Source organism: Candidatus Obscuribacterales bacterium (assembly GCA_019744775.1).
Taxonomy (GTDB): domain Bacteria; phylum Cyanobacteriota; class Vampirovibrionia; order Obscuribacterales; family Obscuribacteraceae; genus SBAT01.
In genome coordinates, this window is sequence record JAIETZ010000002.1 from 414,043 (window position 1) to 432,880 (window position 18,838).

At 47.3% G+C, this 18,838-nt stretch carries 19 protein-coding genes; 9 read left to right on the forward strand and 10 right to left on the reverse strand.

Annotated elements, in window-relative coordinates:
* Positions 1–15: 15 nt before the first annotated feature.
* From K2Y22_05260 to ndhC, 4 genes are all read right to left on the reverse strand, one after another.
* Positions 16–1,236 (reverse strand): NADH-quinone oxidoreductase subunit D, encoded by a 1,221-nt coding sequence (locus K2Y22_05260; protein ID MBX9877847.1) that lies wholly within the window; start codon positions 1,234–1,236, stop codon positions 16–18.
* Positions 1,237–1,266: 30 nt separating this feature from the next.
* Positions 1,267–1,803, reverse strand: coding sequence for an NADH-quinone oxidoreductase subunit C (locus tag K2Y22_05265; protein MBX9877848.1), 537 nt, complete (start codon positions 1,801–1,803; stop codon positions 1,267–1,269).
* 27 nt (positions 1,804–1,830) lie between these two features.
* A complete protein-coding gene (gene nuoB / locus K2Y22_05270) occupies positions 1,831–2,409 on the reverse strand; it encodes an NADH-quinone oxidoreductase subunit NuoB (protein MBX9877849.1) in 579 nt (192 codons plus the stop codon).
* 84 nt (positions 2,410–2,493) lie between these two features.
* Complete coding sequence (ndhC, locus tag K2Y22_05275; protein ID MBX9877850.1) at positions 2,494–2,886, reverse strand: NADH-quinone oxidoreductase subunit A; 393 nt, start codon at positions 2,884–2,886, stop codon at positions 2,494–2,496.
* A 195-nt stretch (positions 2,887–3,081) separates the two neighbouring features.
* On the opposite strand from ndhC, the gene rnc reads away from it, so the two are divergent.
* Positions 3,082–3,795: a ribonuclease III gene (rnc, locus tag K2Y22_05280; protein MBX9877851.1), complete on the forward strand. Its 714-nt coding sequence runs from the start codon at positions 3,082–3,084 to the stop codon at positions 3,793–3,795.
* Positions 3,796–3,828: 33 nt separating this feature from the next.
* Here rnc and K2Y22_05285 read toward each other — a convergent pair whose 3' ends face one another.
* Positions 3,829–4,404 carry a hypothetical protein gene (locus K2Y22_05285; protein MBX9877852.1) on the reverse strand — a complete coding sequence of 192 codons (576 nt, stop codon included), beginning with the start codon at positions 4,402–4,404 and terminating at the stop codon, positions 3,829–3,831.
* Positions 4,405–4,822: 418 nt separating this feature from the next.
* Between K2Y22_05285 and K2Y22_05290 the strand changes: the two genes are divergently transcribed.
* Together K2Y22_05290 and K2Y22_05295 are read left to right on the forward strand one after the other, a co-directional pair.
* A complete protein-coding gene (locus K2Y22_05290) occupies positions 4,823–5,923 on the forward strand; it encodes a S1 RNA-binding domain-containing protein (GenBank protein ID MBX9877853.1) in 1,101 nt (366 codons plus the stop codon).
* Between the two features lie 208 nt (positions 5,924–6,131).
* Positions 6,132–7,115 carry a sigma-70 family RNA polymerase sigma factor gene (locus K2Y22_05295; GenBank protein MBX9877854.1) on the forward strand — a complete coding sequence of 328 codons (984 nt, stop codon included), beginning with the start codon at positions 6,132–6,134 and terminating at the stop codon, positions 7,113–7,115.
* Positions 7,116–7,147: 32 nt separating this feature from the next.
* Here K2Y22_05295 and K2Y22_05300 read toward each other — a convergent pair whose 3' ends face one another.
* The 3 genes from K2Y22_05300 to K2Y22_05310 form a co-directional block, all read right to left on the reverse strand.
* The gene (locus K2Y22_05300) at positions 7,148–7,330 is read right to left on the reverse strand and encodes a hypothetical protein (GenBank protein MBX9877855.1); all 183 of its coding nucleotides are present in this window, start codon (positions 7,328–7,330) and stop codon (positions 7,148–7,150) included.
* A 133-nt stretch (positions 7,331–7,463) separates the two neighbouring features.
* Positions 7,464–9,950, reverse strand: coding sequence for an HD domain-containing protein (locus tag K2Y22_05305; GenBank protein MBX9877856.1), 2,487 nt, complete (start codon positions 9,948–9,950; stop codon positions 7,464–7,466).
* A 107-nt stretch (positions 9,951–10,057) separates the two neighbouring features.
* Entirely contained in the window at positions 10,058–10,600 is a 543-nt protein-coding gene (locus tag K2Y22_05310; protein MBX9877857.1) for an NUDIX domain-containing protein, read from the reverse strand.
* 39 nt (positions 10,601–10,639) lie between these two features.
* Between K2Y22_05310 and K2Y22_05315 the strand changes: the two genes are divergently transcribed.
* Genes K2Y22_05315 through K2Y22_05335 form a run of 5 tightly spaced genes read left to right on the forward strand, consistent with a single transcriptional unit; the run spans position 10,640 to position 15,702 of the window.
* On the forward strand, positions 10,640–11,572 hold the full coding sequence (locus tag K2Y22_05315) for a hypothetical protein (protein MBX9877858.1): 933 nt from the start codon (positions 10,640–10,642) through the stop codon (positions 11,570–11,572).
* The gene (locus K2Y22_05320) at positions 11,562–12,224 is read left to right on the forward strand and encodes a DUF4129 domain-containing protein (GenBank protein MBX9877859.1); all 663 of its coding nucleotides are present in this window, start codon (positions 11,562–11,564) and stop codon (positions 12,222–12,224) included. The genes K2Y22_05315 and K2Y22_05320 overlap by 11 nt, the downstream gene beginning before the upstream one ends.
* The gene (locus tag K2Y22_05325) at positions 12,214–13,449 is read left to right on the forward strand and encodes a DUF4350 domain-containing protein (GenBank protein ID MBX9877860.1); all 1,236 of its coding nucleotides are present in this window, start codon (positions 12,214–12,216) and stop codon (positions 13,447–13,449) included. The genes K2Y22_05320 and K2Y22_05325 overlap by 11 nt, the downstream gene beginning before the upstream one ends.
* A complete protein-coding gene (locus K2Y22_05330) occupies positions 13,430–14,386 on the forward strand; it encodes a MoxR family ATPase (GenBank protein MBX9877861.1) in 957 nt (318 codons plus the stop codon). The genes K2Y22_05325 and K2Y22_05330 overlap by 20 nt, the downstream gene beginning before the upstream one ends.
* Before the next feature lie 11 nt (positions 14,387–14,397).
* Positions 14,398–15,702, forward strand: a complete 1,305-nt coding sequence (locus tag K2Y22_05335) for a DUF58 domain-containing protein (GenBank protein MBX9877862.1) — start codon at positions 14,398–14,400, stop codon at positions 15,700–15,702.
* Here the strand turns inward: K2Y22_05335 and K2Y22_05340 are convergent.
* Complete coding sequence (locus tag K2Y22_05340; protein ID MBX9877863.1) at positions 15,699–17,039, reverse strand: LuxR C-terminal-related transcriptional regulator; 1,341 nt, start codon at positions 17,037–17,039, stop codon at positions 15,699–15,701. The genes K2Y22_05335 and K2Y22_05340 overlap by 4 nt on opposite strands.
* Positions 17,040–17,340: 301 nt before the next feature.
* Between K2Y22_05340 and K2Y22_05345 the strand changes: the two genes are divergently transcribed.
* Complete coding sequence (locus tag K2Y22_05345) at positions 17,341–17,874, forward strand: hypothetical protein (protein ID MBX9877864.1); 534 nt, start codon at positions 17,341–17,343, stop codon at positions 17,872–17,874.
* A gap of 3 nt (positions 17,875–17,877) precedes the next feature.
* On the opposite strand, the gene K2Y22_05350 is transcribed toward K2Y22_05345, so the two are convergent.
* Positions 17,878–18,801: a LamB/YcsF family protein gene (locus K2Y22_05350; protein ID MBX9877865.1), complete on the reverse strand. Its 924-nt coding sequence runs from the start codon at positions 18,799–18,801 to the stop codon at positions 17,878–17,880.
* Positions 18,802–18,838 lie beyond the last annotated feature (37 nt).

Consider the following 18,838-nt stretch of genomic DNA (forward strand, 5'->3'; position numbering starts at 1 on the left):
CGAAGATTCTCCTCTTTACCTGTCTACGTCTGGCAGAATGACGTCGATTGATCCAAATACAGCCATGATGTCGGCAATTGGCGATCCAACCAGAAGTTCCGGCAGGACGGACAAATTGCTGAATGATGGATTACGCCATCTAAAACGTGCCGGTTTATCCGAACCGTTGGAGATGATGTAGCAACCTAATACACCGCGTGGCGATTCTACAGCGGCAAAACCTTCGCCGGCTTTGATACGCAGACCGGCCATTTGCTTTTTGCCACTCAATTTCAAGTCACCACCGCAGTTGGCGCAATCTTCTTTGCCGCAACTGTTGCAAGCCTTGCGCTTCTCTCTCAATTCATCAGCGGTACCGCCTGGAATTTGAGCCAAGCACTGCTTGATGATTTCATTGGACTGGCGCATTTCGGCAATACGGCACATATAACGCGCCCATGTATCGCCATCGCCTTCCATTACAGGCACTTCAAATTGCAATCTGTCATAGACGGAATACGGCTTGAATTTACGTAAGTCGTAATTTACACCCGATGCGCGCAAGCTTGGACCGGTAACACCGTAATCCATAGCTACGGATTTTTTCAGGCGACCAACACCTTTGGTACGCTTCAAGAAAATTGGGTTTTCTGTAACGATGGCTTCGTACTCATCGACACGGCTCGGAAAATCTTCGGTAAATTGCTTCAACTTAGCAAACCAACCGTCTGGTGCCTCATGTTGCACGCCGCCTATGCGGATGTAGTTAAACATCATGCGCTGTCCGGCAATTGCTTCAAACAAATCAAGCAATTTTTCGCGCTCACGGAATGGATAGAAAGGGAAACCGAACATGGCGCCTAAGTCGATTAGGTAAGTACCCAACCAGAGCAAGTGCGAAGTAATGCGGTTCATTTCCGAAACCATAACGCGATAGTACTCAGCGCGCAACGGTACCTTAATATCTTCAATATGCTCGGCTGATCTGGCAAGAGCCCAGGAAGTGAACATGCCTGAGAGATAGTCAACACGATCAATAAGAGCTTGGTATTGGAACCAAGTTCTATTTTGACCTTGCCATTCTTGCGCACGGTGCAAGTGCCCAATTACAGGTTCTACGTGTTTGACGAATTCACCATCAAGCGTCAACAGCAAACGCAACACGCCGTGTGTTGCCGGGTGCTGTGGACCCATGTTGATGATCATCTCATCGGTCTTAAGCCCAGTTGTTTTTAGTGTAATTAGTTCACTAGCCATTTTGTTTCTCTTGCAATTTACTGTCGGTAATTAGCGGAAGCTTACGGGATTTTTGTCGTTCAAAGCATCCACCGGTTGCTTATAGTCATGACGCAACGGGTAGCCTTCCCAATCCCAAGGGTTCAGAATTCTTCTCATATAAGGATGTCCGACATAACGGATACCCATGAGGTCATAACATTCGCGCTCGTGCCAGTTAGCAGCCGACCAGTAGCTAGCTGTCGTTGGCACAAGAGCTAATTGGTCTTCACCGAGAGTGGATTTTGGAACGCGAACTTTTATCACTAGTTCCCTTGTGTGTTCAAAGGACCAGAGGTGATAAACAGACTCAATATTTTCCGGAGATTCCACGCCGGAAACAGTGACCAAGAAATCCATTCTGGTTTCGGCACTGTTGCGCAGGCGCTTAAGAGCCTTTTCCAAATTGGCGGCAGTCACTTCAATTGTTTCCACGCCGGTTGAATCAGCCAGACGAGTTGATGGAATATCGTGTTCAGCCAAAAACTGACCAAATACGCCCGGTGTTAAATTCGGCGTTTCTTCTGGTTTTGCTTGCTCTGTACTCATTGTCCTTACAATTCCCTTTTGAAATTTCTAGGCTTTCAGATCTTCCTTGGTTAAAGCTTTCGCTTCTTCAATCAAATCTTCCATTGGACGTCCTGTGTCATAGTCGACATAACGCACCGGACGCATTTCGGAATTGCCTTTCTTGCGGCGGTCTTCTAATGACTGCGTACGAATTCTCTGTTGCAGTTTTAGCAACGCATCCAAAATACCTTCCGGACGCGGTGGGCAACCCGGCAAGTAGACATCAACCGGAATAATGCGGTCGACACCTTGCACAACAGAATATGAATCGTTGAACATGCCACCGGTCACAGTACAGGCACCCATAGCAATAACGTACTTAGGCTCAGGCAATTGCTCGTACAAAGTAATCAGAGCCGGTGCCATTTTGCGGGTAATTGTGCCGGCGGTGATAATCAAGTCGGCTTGTCTTGGTGTGGCACGAAATACTTCTGAACCGAATCGCGAAATATCAAATGCCGACATACCGACAGACATCATTTCGATTGCGCAACATGATGTTCCGAAGGTCAATGGCCAGACAGAATTTGATCTAGCCCAATTGGCTATCGGACTCACTAGCGGCGATACGACAGGCGAAAGCATTTCCGACAACTTCTCAACTACAAAGTCGACATTTGTTATCGTTACGGTTTCTTTTAGTTCATCAGGAACTTGAACAGACATTTGTTACTCCCACTCAAGCGCGCCTTTTTTCCAGGCGTAAATAAGACCGACAGCTAAGATGCCGAGAAACACAGCAATTTCAATTGGAGACAGCCATGGTGACTGATAGGCTTCCTTCAAGGCATTGCTGGTCATAGCCCAGGGCACCAAGAAAACAATTTCAATATCGAAGACGATAAACAACAGCGCATATAGGTAATAGCGGATATCGAATTGCATGTGCGCTTCTTGCAATGGCTTCATGCCGCACTCGTAAGGCTGATTTTTGACCACGTTTGGTCTGTGATAGCCGAACAAGAGTTGGATTACCCAGGCAAGAAGAATCATGCCGAGGGCAGGCAGAGCAAAACCAACTATTACAAACAAAAGAATTTGAGCAACTTGTAGGTCGTACATGTTATGTCCCAGATTTGATTTAAGACTGCCCCCTGTCTAACGGGCAGACTAGTAAACGTAACCACATATAAGATAGCAGTTTATGCTTAAAAGCCGCATAGCACTTAAATTATAGCCAGATAAGGAACGTAGTCATGCGGTATCCAAAACGACATCTGAAAGTATGATGTTTGTACAAAGAAAAAAGATATGGAAATGTCCAACTTATCCCAATTGCGCCTAACTGCGCTCAACGAATTGATGACCGAGCTCTCCCTGCCGGACAAGCGCGACGAAAAAACCCTGGGTCTAATCAATGAAGCCCTCACCCACAGCTCCTACAAGGCTGATCACAAGGGTTCGGTTGATTACGAAAGACTAGAGTTTTTCGGCGATTCGGTTTTGAAATTTGTTGTTAGTGAATATTTATTCAATCGATTTCCAAATTACAGCGAAGGCCGCTTAACAGAAATTCGCGCCGTACTTGTCAGTGGCCAAACGCTCAATCAAATCGGCACCCACTTACAACTAGGCAAGCACATCATTTTGGGCCGCGGCATTCATCTTAAGCAATCAATGATCGGCAGATCGCTGGAAGCGCTTTTTGGTGCCGTCTATCTCGCCTACGACATGCAGACTGCACGCCTACTCATCGAGTCATTGCTTTCTGAAAAAGCTGAAGCCATTCACGAAAACGCCAGCCAAGAAAACTTCAAAGCACAACTACAAGAACTCACTCAAGGACAAGCGAAAGGCGCACCAGTGTATGCCACCTCTGCCGTAGAGGGTCCCGCGCATGATCCCATCTTCAGCGTCACCGTCGCCGTCCAAGGCGAAGTAATTGCATCGGGATCAGGCCCCTCGAAGAAGCAAGCGGAACAACAAGCCGCTAAAGCAGCTCTGGAAATCCTGCTCAAGAGATCATCTTAGGGGCGCATTGCATGCGCCCGCTTTTGTCATGCTTTACGGCAAATCCAAATCGTCGATGGAGACTTCGTCGCTCGGCTTGTTCCAACCTGGTGCAGGAGCCAAAGTTGGCTTCGCAGGAGCTGGAGACGGCATCAAGTCGCCCATTCCCAAAGACGCCGGTGCTTCAATTCTTTCGTTAGTCGCAGATGTCTCAGTCGACTTATGGGCAATCTCGCTTTTGCTCGAAGAGTTCGCCATGGTGTTGGCCTGTTTTCTCAGCGAAATAGCGCCCAACTCAAATTTCGCAACACGATATTCAGCTTCAGCAGCTTTCAATTGAGCTTGAGCAACGGATACTTGCTTGCGCGCAGCTATGAGATTTTGCGCTGCCGCCTTCAGTCTCTCCGAGACAATCGGTTGGTCTTTTTGATCTTTAGCAGCCTCCGGAGCCTTCACCGTCTTCGCGATCGGTTTCACTTCAACTTTCGCCGTTGGCTTCGTATCGGTCTTCGCCGGTTTGTCCTTCTTCAACAGTCCCAGCCCGGGCAACGCACTGCCGACGTTGCTCTGCGTTAAGAGCAGCGTCAACGATGCCAGAACAACCAGGTTTTGCTTATGAGAATCAATCATGACAACAACCTCTGCGACAGACAAAATTCAAGCTACTAAGCCAAAATTACAATCTATGAACTAATTAGTAAAATTATAGGAATAATTAGTTTTATACCTAATAGCTATCTGCAAGCACCCGGAAGTACATGCACCGAGATCGCTAAAACCAATACAAACAGCGCCTCTAGCCCATCTTTTCGGCACAAGCCTCTGTCAAGCCACAAAGCCAGGCCGGCCCATAAACCACCCGATCCAACGGCTTTTTGAGCAGCCTCTCATTCCCGGGAATAGGCATGGGCATTGTATACTTACAGCCTGCCTAAGCTAGGTTGGTTTCCTGCAGGTTTCAGGAGATTGGCCGGGTCGGGATTCTGTCTCCGACGGATTCGCTGCCACTAGCAGAGGTAAATTTGAATCAAGGAGAAACCATATTCCAGTGTCAGCACAACAATCAGAGGGCAGCCCAAAGTCCGAGTTTGAGCTTCTTTTAGGAGAAAGCTTCAACTATAAGTTTGGTCAAGGTGACATCATCACCGGCGATGTCGTTCGCATCGAAAGAGACGGTGTTCTAGTAGATGTCGGCAGCAAATCAGAAGGGTTCGTTCCCTTCAAAGAGCTGTCCAACATCCCAGTAGGCTCCATCGAAGATGTGGTCAAAATTGGCGATCGTCTAGAGTTCTACATCCTGCGCGAAGAAAACGAAAACGGTCAATTGACCCTTTCCTTGAAGCGTGTAGCTCAAGCCCGCGGCTGGGTCCAATTGGAAGACCAGAAGCGCAAAGACCAAACAATACGTGCCAAAATTTCCGCCGTCGTCAAAGGTGGCGTAGTAGTAGATGTATACGGTCTACGTGGTTTCGTTCCAGCATCGCAATTGCGTGTTAAAGGAACAACTCCTGAAGAACTCATTGGTATGGAAATCCCAATGAAGATTTTGGAAACAGACATTAAGCGCAACAAGCTCATCTTGTCGCAAAGAATGGCTGTACAAGAAGAAAAAGCCGTACAGCGCGAGAAGATTCTGGCAACGCTGGAATCCGGTCAAGTTGTCTCCGGCGAAGTTGTCCGTATTGCCGATTTCGGTGCATTCATCGACTTGGGTGGTATCGACGGTCTTCTTCCAATTTCCGAAATCTCCTGGGAGCGCGTCTCACATCCTTCAGATGTCCTCAAAGTTGGCGATGTCGTCACTACCAAGGTTCTGAAAGTAGATCGCGAAAAAGGTCACATCAGTCTTTCATTGAAACAAATGCAAGCTGATCCATGGAAAGAAATCGAAGACAAGTTCCAAGACGGCCAAGTCATCAACGGCAAGGTTCGCAAGATCCAAGCTTTCGGCGCCTTCGTGCAAATCTATCCAGGTGTAGATGCCTTGTTGCCAACGACAGAAATGTCCGAGCAACCAAACATCAAGCCGGAAGAAGTTGTCCATGTTGGTCAAGAAATCAAAGCAATTATCAAAAAATTCGCTCCAAAAGACCATAAGATAAGCTTGTCCCTGCGCGGCGTCGATGTATCCGATCTAATCGGTACATAAACCAAGCGTTTCGGCCAAGAGAAACAACAGAAATAAGAATAAGAGCTGCCTCCGGGCAGCTCTTATTCTTTAAGCGCACTGATTAATTCAAGTCGCCAGACCAAGCGCGGTTTTGACAGATCTGTTATGTTGAACATACGTATGTATAAATAACCCCGGTGCGTCTTGTAGGACGCACCAAATTTTGTCCTTGAGGGACAACACGATTATGAACACAACATTAAGACAAGAAGAAAAACACAAAGAAAACTACATTGAAGAAAAGATTTTGCCGGAATTTGACACGGCAATAGCTCTCAACGACTACCTTCTGTCGGAAGACGAAGAAGACTTTGCTGTGGAAGCAGAAGATCTCGAGGCTGAGAAAAATCGTGCAAATCAGGATTCAACTGTTGCATATCTGCATGAAATTGGCAGATATAAGCTTTTGACAGGCGCTGAAGAAATTGAGCTTGGTCGCAAGATTAAAGACGGCGACAAAGCTGCTCGACAAAAACTCATCAACAGCAATTTGCGTTTGGTTGTGAGTATCGCCAAGCGTTATCGTGATCGCGGACTAGGCTTTCTCGACCTCATTCAAGAAGGTAGTTTCGGATTGATGCGTGCAGTAGAAAAATATGATCCGGAAAGAGGATTCAAATTTTCCACTTATGCCACCTGGTGGATTCGCCAAGCAATCACACGTGCCATTGCCGACAAATCACGTGCAGTTCGTGTGCCTGTGCACATGAATGAAAACTTGCAGAAATTGCGCAAGTCGATAAGCCAACTTTTACGGACGCTTGATAGAACTCCGACAATTGATGAAATTGCTCGCAACATGAAAGTGCCGAAGAGCAAAGTAATTGAATGTCTGAGGGCTGAGAAGCACCTTGTTTCTCTGGACGCTCCCATAGGCGATGACATGGAAAAGTCATTTTCGGAATTTCTGGAAGATGAACATTCCCTGACTCCGGAAGAAAGTGCTTCCAATGAACTTCTAGCCGACGGCGTTCGAGATGCGCTAGCGAAATTGAACGAAAATGAAAGAGCAGTTGTCTCTTTGCGTTTCGGTTTGAACAATGGCGCACCGGCGACACTTGAGCGCTGCAGTCAAGTACTCAACATGAGTCGCGAACGCGCGCGCCAAATTGAATTTCGGGCGATTAAGAAGTTGCAACAGAACGATCAATTGAGAGCGCTCAATAACTGAGGGCGCATGCAATGCTGCCCGACGGAGGCGTGTCATGCAGCTGCGGCAATTACTGCGGAAGGCGTTTTTCGACTCATTACGTACTTGATGCAGCCATTTTTCTTTCCGGCAAATTCATTATATGCTTCGGGCACTTCATCAAGCGTGATTCTGTGCGAGATGATAAAGCCTGGGTCAATATCGCCATTTTGAATTCGCTCAATAAGCGCGGGCATATATTTCTGCACACTGGAAGGGGCAAAAATTAAACAAGAAGAGCATTCAAACTCTAATCAGCACCAAAGCCAGCAAGAGATCCGAAACAGTTGGTGTCAAACGCGCAGCAGCTATGCTTAAAGCAAGCTAGTCCTAAAACTTCGCCGGAACTATTTGTTGCATGATAGACAAGATCAAGGCTTCGACACAGCGAGCATCCCAAAGACTGTTGGCACCCTTGGTCAACTCTTCTTGCGCTTGTGTTGGCGCAAGTCCCGGTCGATAGACAAGATCAGAGGTCATGGCGTGATAACTATCGGCGACAGCAATAATGCGCGCAGCAAGAGGAATCTCTTCTCCTTTAAGTCCTACTCCGTCGCGTCCCGGATAGCCGTTGCCATCGAATTCCTCGTGGTGGGCTCTGACAATTGGACCCAGATTGGACAATTCCGGGAAAGACTCGAGCAAATCAGCGCCGTCAATTGGGTGGCGCATCACCAAAAGCAATTCCTCATCACTTAATTGATCATCAGGTTTTTGCAGAATTTCTTGTGGAGCACCTAATTTGCCGACATCGTGCAATAAAGCAGCTAAGCGAATATGATCTATTTCAGCAGGCGACAGTCCCATCTGTTTAGCAATTGCCTGAGCGTATTCGGCAACCTGACGGGCGTGTCCATTCTTGTATTTGTCTTTTTGTTCAATCTGGGTAATCCAGCCGTCAATGCGGCCAAGCATACGCACATCAAGACCAGCAGTAGCGAATATGTAATCAGATGTTGGGTTTTTGGAAGCCAGCAATTCTTCTAATTTTGCTTGAGCTTGTTGTTCATCTATCTGAATTGGCGGACCTTCAACGAATTCCGGTGAGTCCGGATGGAATTTGCTCTTGTCCTTGTGCAGAGATGCCAGCAACGAGCTTCCCTGCGCGGCCCCTGTTGGTCCTTTTGGTTTACCAAACATCGCTGAACCAAGTCCGTGACTGGCAGGACCCGATGATGGGGTCGGAATAGAATCCAGATCCGCGCCCCATTTACTTTCATGCTCTTCTTCCAATGCCGCTTGTGGCGGTGGAGGTGGAGCCTGGCTGACATCCGCTACAGGCTGGAAAGTTTCGCTTGGAGCCTCAAGTGCAGGCGGCGGCGGTGGTGTCGGCTGAGCTTTAGGAGGAGGCGGCGGCATTTCCGGTTGCGACATTTCTTCCGGAGTAATTTCCACCAGCGGTGGTGGAGGCGCCTGTGCCTCTAAAGTCGGTTCAATAAATACAGGCTGTGGAGGCGTTGGTGCCGGAGCTTCACTGCCAAAATCTACAGCAGGCATTCCCGACTTGCCGGATCCACCTAGAATATCGCCGATAGAATGCGCGCCCAAAGTAGGTGCATTCACTTCGGCAGCAGCTTCATCAGAGCCCCAAGCAGACTGCATTTCATAAGCAGGAGTTCCTGACGTGTCCGCAGCCAAAGGCGGCGCTACGTTTTCTACCGGCTGCAGTCCCTTTGTAGGGGGTGCCGGCGCTGCCGCAGGAGGTTCAGGAGCAGTCTCAACAGCAGTGGGTACAACTTCTTGCTCAGGCGGCGGCGCTGCTTGAGCCGGAGCTTGAGCTGTAGCTGCCTGAGACTGTTGACCTATTGAAGGCACCGATGTTTTCTGCGCTTGCGGTATCGACTGTTGACCAAGCGCATCTTTCAAAGCGCGTCTAATTGCCCGGATGTCTTCCTTTTCTTCTTGTCCTTCCGGCTTGTCGACAACACGTTGATGCAATTGCATTATTGGTTCGCGTGCAAGTTTTTCAGCTGGCAATTTAGCCAAGGCTTCCGCAACTTTGTCAGCCACTGCCTGCACCATGTCGATTTCGTGGCGCGTCCAAGAACGACGCCAGTCACACTGTTGAAGAATTACACAGCCATGAGTATTGCTTTCATGACGTAAGGGAATGCCTAAATAACTTCTAGCGCCGATGAATTGCAATTCTTCCTGCATCGGTGTCACATAGGAATTTTCTTGTCCCTCAAAGACCAATAAAGGAGACTTGGCTAAAAGCGTGTGAGCAACAATTGCCGAGTCAGTTGTCGGCCAGCGAAAATCACGACAGCTCGGATACGTCCCTTGCTGGCTGTATTCATAACAACGCCAACCGGCTTGCGAATCATCGGTACAAATGAACAAACAACGCGTAGCATTTAAAACTTTACCGAGAATATTCACAACCATGAAAAGCGCATCGCCTATTCCCAGCGAATAGGTCATCACGTTGCCGATTTCCACCAGGAACGTATCGCGAAAAGTATCGCGTTGCACAACATCTGTAATTTGCGAGTGGCGAATTATCTCAGCTAATTCAGCCATAATCACGCGCAAGGTGTTTATATCTTCTTCGGTCAATAACTGTTGTCTGGAAAGAGCCACATAGCCTTGAGCATTTCCTTGAAGCGCAATCGGCAAACGCAAGCAACTTGTGTCTTCGCCATTATCGGTAACTTTGTATTCGCAAACAGTTGTGATATTGCGATCAAGGGGACTGGTCAGCACGATTTGGCAAGCATCGGCTGAGAAGCTTTCGGAAAGCTCTTTCACTGTGGTTTCCAGAATCTTTTTGAGATCCCGTACTCCAGTTAGCTTTGTAGCAAGAGCGCTGGTCATGAGTAGTTCCTTTTCAATTTATCTGCATAAAATGCAGGCCGTGGTAATTACTGTTTTTCCCAGTCCAGCATTACTTTAATACTCTTTATTAGTATGGCTGAATTTTATTAATCCAGCGACAACGAACTTACTCGATTAAGACTTGCCAAAGCCAGGCTGAGAGCCTCTTTGACGTTTTTTGCCAATTCCAACTGGTGAATATCATCAAGGTTCACCCAAGCGGCATTTTTTACTTCCTCACTTACCACAATGGCTGGTAATGTGCCACGCTCGACAGTGCGGCAAAGAAAAGCAAGGTCCAGGTGATGTACGTACTCACCTTTTTCAAAGGCTCTTACGTTGTGTATACATAGTGGTTTTGGTAAGAAAAAAGCCTCATTGCTGCCGGTTTCAGGCATCACTTCCGAAATTATCTCGACAGCAATCCCTGTCTCTTCAAAGACTTCACGCACGGCGGCTTCGTGCGGTAATTCAAATTCATCAATATGACCGCCTGGCGGCATCCAGGCCCCTATCCGCCGATGATGGACAAGCAGAACGTGTCCTTCTTCGACAACAACGGCCGAAGCTGTAAAGTGCTGTGGTAATGGTTCTCTTACGCTTGCCACCCAGGTATTTTCCCATAATGGGCTTAGCTCCATGTCGAACATGGCATATAGATCTTCAGTAATACCTTCAGAACTCTAGCCTTGATAATCAAACCAATTAATCAGGAGCTTTCGCCCGGGGACATTGTTGGTACCGCTTTCACAACTTTGCGCCGCAATATCGGCTTTACCTGCAAAGTCTTACTGGTGCCGACAATTTTCAGCACACTGGGCAGCATGGCTATGCAATGGCCGTTAAGTAAACCGGCATATTGGACGGACTCGCTGACAGGCATGGGATCGCTTTTTCTCATTGGCATTGTAGGACTAGCGGTCGGGCTAATTGCCAAGTGGGTGCTCACGTTACGCCAAATGTCTCTTATGCGCATGGAAGGTGGATTTTCGACCGATTGGCAGGAATCCTATGCAGCAGTTCTTCAACGTAAATGGCAGGTTATAGCACTCTGGATTCTGACAGCAATTGTCTCTGTGGGAATATTTCTTGCCTGGCTTATTCCGCTCGTACTTACTTATAAAAAAGATCAGTCTTCCGACGAACTTGTTCCTGTAATTTTGCTCAGTTTCGGGGCGCTGATAGTAGCGTTTTCAGCAATTTCCTTTGTTGTATTAATGGGTCTTTGCATAATTGCCTGCGAAAACCTATCTTTTAAAGAGAGCATTGACAAAGCAGTGAAGCTAACGTCAGGCAACATCATGCGTTGTTTGGGCTTTGCTCTCGCGTTTACTCTCACTATTGTCGTTCTTACCTATCCGCTAACCATGCCCATAATCATATTAAATCTTTGGGACACATATAAGTTAGGCGTCAGTCACAATGCCGGTGAAATACCCATGCACACAATGATTGTCACGCATGTATGGGAATCATTTATCACACTTCTAATAAGCCCGCTATTTAGTTTTGCCTTCGCCGCCTTTTATGTTGATTTACTCAATCGAAGAGAAGGACTCGATTTAAGAAGAAGACTTAACGCATTGGTTCCGTCCGAGGAAACAGACAATCATGGAACCTAAAGATTTAAGCGCGTACATCGCTGCGTTAAGCAAGGACTATCTCTATCCCAAAACACCAAAAGTGGTCAATCATTTCGAAGATCTTTTTCTGCGCTTACTGCGTTACATAATCGATTTTCTTGACTCGCTGCATATCAAAATACCTTATCCAACGCACGAAAACATGATGACCATGTACATGATGCTGGCGGTATTCATCGTCGCATTTATCGCTATCTCTTTGATGGTCATAGTACTCATTAGAAGTGTTCAGCAAAACACAGTTAGAATTTCTTCGCGCACACTTGTCGATGCCAACTTAGAGCCGATACTCGACTCTTCATCCTGGCTCAATATTGCCGAGGAATTGGCATCGGAAAAAAATTATCGATCTGCCTGCCGCGCAGTATTTCTCTCAACGCTGCTTGTACTTGATGAAATGACCATAGCTAAGTTTGTGACTGCCTTGAGTAATTATGAGTACCTTTACAGAATTGTCAGACACAAAGAGCTGCATGCCAAGGTAAGAGAATTGGCAAATATTGTTGACCTTATTTGGTTCGGCAATCACGAAGCAAATGCCTCCAGCTATCAATCTTGTCTTTCCCTGCACTCGGCAGTCAAAGCCGAAGCAGAGGACATTATTAGGCGGAGGCAATTCAATGGCAAGTAAAAGCCTTACCAATCAAATATGGTTGCAGATGGCTATCTTTATTCTCGTGAGTACTACCGCGGCGCTCGTCAGCGTACATTTCAAGGAAAAGGTTTCGCTGCTTGCACCGGAAGTGACAATCAACCCGTCCGTACTGAACAAAAAAGCAAGCGGCTCCAGTGCCATCTATGAGCTGACAAAAATCGCCGGACTCAATACCCACGTCTGGAAGTTGCCCTACAGAGATCTCAAAAGCATCAAAGGGCAACTTGTGATGATAAGTCCTAATCACTCGCTGGAAAAATTTGAAAGAGACCTCATTCTCGACTGGGTCTCCAAAGGAAACAGTCTTATCTATCTAGATCAATTCTCAAATCCCTACAGCAAAGAGGTTCTTGGAACATTTAATATTTGGACGCATTCAAACAAGAAACAAATAGATGTCGCGGCACTGCCCGAACCAAACTTGAGGGTGACTCGGTTTGTCGGTCCTACCAAAGTATCGTACTTAGAATCGTTTGATACAGGTAGGCATTTAGTGCCGGTGCTCCGCAACGATAAAGATATCTTGATGGTCGAACTCAGACACGGCAAAGGCAATATCCTCCTTGGTACAACAGCCAATCTAGTGGCAAATTCTCGACTTCTGGACAGCGGAGCCAATTTCCAGCTGATCGCTAATTGGCTGCGACTAAACAATTCAACCGTCTACTTTGATGAGCGCTGTCACGGGCTTATGCAAAGTCGCAACCTTATAACCAGCGTTTTAAGCGGTGTCAGCGGCATCTTGTTTTTGCAAATTGTCGTTATTCTCGCTATAGCAATAGCCGGTTCTGCCCAACGATTCGGACAGAAGCTGACACTTGCAAATGCTCGAAAAATATCCAATCTTGAATTTGTTAACGGCATTGCCAACTCATATCGTCGAGCACGTGCCACACACCTAGCAGCAGATGTATTGAGCCACAACCTGCGTCTTAAATTGGCCAAGGCTCTTGGTCAATCAACAGGTGATGATGAAACACTGGCAGCTGTGTATGCCAACAGCTTGAAAGAATCAACAGGTGATATTCGTGAAGCGGAAAGGACAAGACTGATAGAGATACTTGCCGCCTCAAAAACATCAGGCAACAAGACACATATCTCCAATCAGGAAATGACTGACATCGCAGCCTATTGCGATAAGATACAGGAAACTCTAGAGACAACTCAACAAGGAAATGTCCATGACACAACAATTAGTTAAGCTGACGACTATTAGCCGGAGTTTGAAAGACGCCCTCAATAATGTCATTGTTGGGCAGGAGTTAGTTGTCGACCAACTGCTGATATCTCTTTTAGCCGAAGGACATGTTCTCATGGAAGGCGTGCCGGGCACCGCCAAGACTCTTTTAGCCAAGACACTGGCAAGGCTAATTTCCGTGGACTTTGCCCGCGTGCAATTGACCCCGGACATGCTTCCCTCAGATATCATCGGCACAAGTGTTTATGATCTGAACAGCCGTACTTTTCACGTAAAGAAAGGGCCGATATTTACAGGGCTTCTTCTCGCTGATGAAATTAACCGCACCCCGCCAAAAACACAATCAGCACTTTTAGAGGCAATGGAAGAACATCAAGTAACTCTTGATGGACAAACACATCCACTGCCTGAACCTTTTATGGTTATCGCCACACAAAACCCCATTGAATTTGAGGGGACTTATCCGTTGCCGGAAGCGCAACTAGATCGCTTCATGCTCAAAATTATCGTCTCGTATCCAGGCAAGGAAGCCGAAACTAACATCTTGCGCAAATGGCAAAGCGGCGACTACAACCGCCACGCACCGGAGTTAGCACCGCTTGTCTCCAGAGAAGAAATCCTTGAATGCCGTGAACAGCTCAAGTTAGTGCAAGTCGAAGAAAGTATCTTTTCATACTTGTCGGAATTGATAGACAAGACAAGGCATATCTCTGATTTGTACTTAGGCGCCAGTCCAAGAGCAGCGATTAACTGGCTGGCGGCAGCCAAGGCACAAGCGGCGATTGCCGGCAAAGACTTTGTTACTCCAGATGAAATTAAAATGACTGCGCAACCAATTCTGCGCCATAGACTAATACTTACACCAGAAGCGGAGATGGAAGGAATTACCATCAACCAAGTAGTCGAGAATCTGCTCAATCAAGTAAAAGTACCGCGATAAGGACAATTTAGTTGGTAGCCGCATTCCGCCTATATTTGCTCCTTTCACTAGCAGCGTTGCTTCTGCTTGTCGGCTGCTTTCATTTTGCATTTGCCGTCCTCGGTATTGTGGTAAATGTGCTGGTAGTTTTGCTTTTAATAGCCGACTGGTGCCTAACAAGTCAAAGTAAATTCCTCACAGCAAAACGTGGTGTTGCCAAAAGACTATCAATTGGCAGGTTAAATGAAGTCACGTTGACCGTAATCAATCAAGGTCCTGATGAGCTGGCATGCAGAATCAAAGACGATGTGCCTGTAGGCTTTGAGGTTGATGCTGAGGAATTTCTGGTAACCGTACCACCGCTCAACAAATTGACCCTTAATTACAATGTCACTCCGCTCCGACGCGGCAATTACCAATTCAACAAAACTCACTTGCGTTATTTGAGTGCCTTGAAATTGTTCTGGCGGCAAATAGGTTTCAACAACCAGGAAGATGTTCGTGTATTCAATGATTTGAAGTTGCTCAATGAACTAGCAATAAAACTAAGCAGATCAAGCGAATTGGGTGAAATCAAAAAGCGCAAGCGCGGTGCTGGCACGGAATTTGCCAGCTTGAAAGAATATCAAGTCGGAGACGACAGTCGCTTTATAGATTGGAAAGCAACAGCCAGACGCAATCATCCGGTAGTGCGCAATTATGATGTAGAGCATGAGCAAAACATGCTCATCCTTGTTGATGCCGGACGCACGATGGTTTCTGATCTCAATGGACTAACGCGTTTTGATCACGCACTTAATTCTGCCCTCGCTTTAGCACTAACAGGTCTTTCACGCGGCGATCAAGTGGGAATAGGCGTTTTCAACCACAAACCAATTTGCTACCTGCCTCCTAAAAGAGGCAAGACACAGCTTAAGGAAATGCTGGAATTAGTTTTTGATGTTCAAGCCAAGCCTGTCGAACCGGATTATGCAAGCGTGCTTACCTACTTCGCCAATCAATTGAAAGGTCGAGCATTGCTTGTCGTCTTAACTGATGTCAGCGATACAACAGCCTCAGAAGCACTGCTTAAAGGTCTAACGAGCCTAAAACCAAGGCATTTGCCTTTTTGCGTCACACTGCGCGACAAACAAATTGACGATCTAGCACAAGAAAAGACAATAGCCGAAGAACATATTTACAAGCGTGTTGCTGCGCTTGATTTAATTAGCGCAAGAGATCTTGCCTTAGCCACGTTGAGCAGGCAAGGTTGCCTTACCTTGGATAGCCCGCCGGAGCTGCTCACCAGCAAGCTAATTGCTCAATACTTGGAAGTCAAAACTCGCAGCAGGCTTTAGACAAGGTGATTGTCGCATGCATATTTCACAAGTGCAGTACGGCTCTTGAGCTTCAACTTCTTACGGATACGAGAAGCGTGCAACTCCACAGTAGATTCGGTCAGGAAAAGCCGCTGTGCGATTTCCCGGTTTGCCAGACCCTGAGCAATTAAGCGCAAGACTTCCATTTCTCTTTGCGAAAGTCTAACGGCAGGAGCCAACTTATCCCCATCCTCGGTGTGCGGTCGGCCGCCCTGACCAACCAATTCAAGGGCCGTTGTTAATTGTTGCGTGAGTGTTGTAATCACATTCATTTTGTATAGTTGATCTTTCACTTGAGCGAGCATGTCGGCATGGTTAACGGCGATAGCTGCCTGCTGAGCCACTGTTTCTAAAACTACAATTTCCCTCTCGCTAAAAGCTCTCGAGCGTCGACAATCTAAAACAAGCAAAACTCCATGATGGATACCATGAAAGGTGATGGGCGTTCCCAGCATGGTTTTTATATCATTGCTGCGCACATATTCCATTTCTTGATGCCCCAGTTCACCAAAGGGCATTTGACCGCTCATGCTGCCTATTGCCGCTGTACGCTGCTTGAAGAAGGCAACGACATTGGGAGGAAGATGCTCAGTTCTACCAAGACCAAGCGGGCTGGAAGCAGCATCGGCATACTCGTGAGTAACAAGAGCATGACCTGGCATATCAGTGCGAACAACCAAACAGAATGTAGCGGAAAGCGCTCGTCCCAAACAATCAACAGCGGTTTGCGAAACAACATCCTTGTCCAAAGACAGATGCAGCTTGCTTATGATGTGACGCATCATCCGCTCATCACTCAATTGCCTGGTTAATTCATCGATACTGTAGGTGGGTTTGGAAGCATCCGCCGGCGGCAAGTTTTGCTGATTCAAGAGCAAAAGCATTTCTTCGGCAATTATTTGGGCGACAGCCTTAATCTCTTCGCACGATTCTGCGTCTTCCTTTTGGTGTAAGCAAAGAAGGCCGCTCAATTCATTCTTGTTCAATAAAGGATATATGGTGCCCAGTTGGTTAGCCCGCGATTTTAAAAAGCCGGCAAAACCCTCGTCGCTACGAATCTCACTTAGAAGTAAGCATTGTCCTTGTGACAGTAACCGATAAAGTTCGGCTTCCTTATCTAAAATGAACGATCGGCCGATAAAACTTTGCCCTTCATTAAGCCAATAATCGGCCAGGATTGTCGCCTTGTTGTCCGGGGCAATTTGTAAGAGAGTGGCCCCATTTAGGGACATCGATTGGCAAACCTGAGCCAAAGCTTCGTTTAAACCATCGCCAAAGTCAGTCGCATCCAAGATGGCGCGCCTCACCCTAGCCATTAGGCTACCTACCCGATTAAGGGTCTGGATATCAGACATACCTTGGTCCTGCCCGTGAAATTGGTCGATTGCTTGCTGGGGTTTTCCCTATGTATCCAATATAGGGTTTCCGTAATGACTCATGCAGGGGTTGTCAAAAAATTTAATCCGGCTCAAGACTTGCCAACCGCTTGGGTTCCGAGCCAAACCCATCCCAGCTTGACTCTTGGCAGCCTTTTGTTCGTCGCTAGTTTATTATAGAATTAATATATCTTCACACCGAAGCAGGTCGATTCTCAGTCCCAAAATTGGAAGTTAGTTAGTGAAAAATCTGCGCCGACAATTTGGAAAAAAGCTGGTTGAGACAGCTCAAAAATCGCCCAGCTTGGTGCGCGATATTGAACGCATTCGTGCCGAAGGAGTGAAGATCCGCTTGGTCGACGGCCCATGTCGGGCCTATTACGATCGCAAAAGAAAGACCATTTACATTGGTCGCTGGTGCCCGCGCAATTACAAGCTAATAAGTATTGCCCATGAATTCGTTCATGCCCTGGTCAAGCCGACCTCGGATCCAATTCCCGGCAAGACTGGCAAAAAAGAATTCGTCAAACGCTGTTTAGATGAGGAAGCGGCAGCCATTATTCACGAGATTTCCATCATTCAAGAATTGATGCAAGCAGGCGTGAAAGTCGACAGCAAAGAACTTGAATGGCTCAGACGCTACCAGCGCGGCGGCAAGAGAGCCGTGCGCAAAGCATTGGAAAAAACCGTCACTTCAACGACTGGCGAAGAGTATCCGGAGTATTACGGAAGCTGGTACGACGAAATTGTGCCGCCAAAAAAGCGACTGCCTTAGTCTCTAGACTTCAGCCCAACTCAGACGTGAGTGTTCATCGTCTTCCGGATTGTACGGCTCGGCTGACAGCGGGCTGGCATTCGGCATCAGTGCACGAATTTGTTCGGCCACCATTTTTGCTTTAGGAATAGCCGGGTGCAAGTGGATGCTCTGGAAATCAATGCGCACGGTTGAACCATCAATAGCTTGCAATGTCTTGTTGCGAATTAAAGACGTCGCTTGCTTGATGATCTCTTGCGGCTCGTGAATGATTGCACGCGGATGACTGTGTGCCAATAAATTACCGTTGGCGTCATAGCCTCTGTCGACCCAAACTTCGCCGGCAACTCTGATACCAGCTTTTTCTCCGGCAGCTAATAGGTTGTGTCCAGCTGGTCCAATCAAGACAATCCAGCGATCAAACTCGGCAATGGCACGGGCGACCGTAGTCGCTGTGCGCACGTCATGGAACATCTGGCGATACATAAAACCGTGCGGACGAACTTGGCTTATTTCAAAACCGAATGTGCGGGCAAGCCCGGACAAAGCCCCCAACTGATAAAGAACCGAAGCTCTTAACTCAGCTGCCGGCAGATGAATTTCACGGCGACCAAAGCCTGCCAAATCAGGATAACCGATATGCGCACCCAGGGCTAACCCGTAATAACGAGCTTCCTCAAGCGCAGCTTCCATAATTGCCGGGTCACCGGCATGCGCTCCGCAAGCAATATTGGCCGATGTAACAAACGGCAAAATATCAGACTCGCCTTCAACACGGTAATGACCAAATCCTTCGCCAAGGTTGGTGTTAATGTCCATACCGCCTGATAAAAGAATGCGGGCTGACTGTGTTCTGGACGAATTGTAGCCGCGATTGTCCGAGCGAGAATCTCTGGAATCGCGGGAATCACGTGAGTTACGGGAGCGTGGGCGCTGTTGTCTTCGCATACTGAACCATACCGGGTTAACAAGGTGATTTTACCAG

Excerpts from the sequence above, each read along its gene's own strand:
- K2Y22_05285 (MBX9877852.1), bottom strand. The coding sequence starts at position 4,404 with ATGATTGATTCTCATAAGCAAAACCTGGTTGTTCTGGCATCGTTGACG.
- K2Y22_05295 (MBX9877854.1), top strand. The coding sequence starts at position 6,132 with ATGAACACAACATTAAGACAAGAAGAAAAACACAAAGAAAACTACATT.
- rnc (MBX9877851.1), top strand. The coding sequence starts at position 3,082 with ATGTCCAACTTATCCCAATTGCGCCTAACTGCGCTCAACGAATTGATG.
- K2Y22_05340 (MBX9877863.1), bottom strand. The coding sequence starts at position 17,039 with ATGGCTAGGGTGAGGCGCGCCATCTTGGATGCGACTGACTTTGGCGAT.
- nuoB (MBX9877849.1), bottom strand. The coding sequence starts at position 2,409 with ATGCTTTCGCCTGTCGTATCGCCGCTAGTGAGTCCGATAGCCAATTGG.
- K2Y22_05300 (MBX9877855.1), bottom strand. The coding sequence starts at position 7,330 with ATGCCCGCGCTTATTGAGCGAATTCAAAATGGCGATATTGACCCAGGC.
- K2Y22_05265 (MBX9877848.1), bottom strand. The coding sequence starts at position 1,803 with ATGAGTACAGAGCAAGCAAAACCAGAAGAAACGCCGAATTTAACACCG.
- K2Y22_05305 (MBX9877856.1), bottom strand. The coding sequence starts at position 9,950 with ATGACCAGCGCTCTTGCTACAAAGCTAACTGGAGTACGGGATCTCAAA.
- ndhC (MBX9877850.1), bottom strand. The coding sequence starts at position 2,886 with ATGTACGACCTACAAGTTGCTCAAATTCTTTTGTTTGTAATAGTTGGT.
- K2Y22_05350 (MBX9877865.1), bottom strand. The coding sequence starts at position 18,801 with ATGCGAAGACAACAGCGCCCACGCTCCCGTAACTCACGTGATTCCCGC.
- K2Y22_05310 (MBX9877857.1), bottom strand. The coding sequence starts at position 10,600 with ATGTTCGACATGGAGCTAAGCCCATTATGGGAAAATACCTGGGTGGCA.
- K2Y22_05325 (MBX9877860.1), top strand. The coding sequence starts at position 12,214 with ATGGCAAGTAAAAGCCTTACCAATCAAATATGGTTGCAGATGGCTATC.
- K2Y22_05330 (MBX9877861.1), top strand. The coding sequence starts at position 13,430 with ATGACACAACAATTAGTTAAGCTGACGACTATTAGCCGGAGTTTGAAA.
- K2Y22_05260 (MBX9877847.1), bottom strand. The coding sequence starts at position 1,236 with ATGGCTAGTGAACTAATTACACTAAAAACAACTGGGCTTAAGACCGAT.
- K2Y22_05320 (MBX9877859.1), top strand. The coding sequence starts at position 11,562 with ATGGAACCTAAAGATTTAAGCGCGTACATCGCTGCGTTAAGCAAGGAC.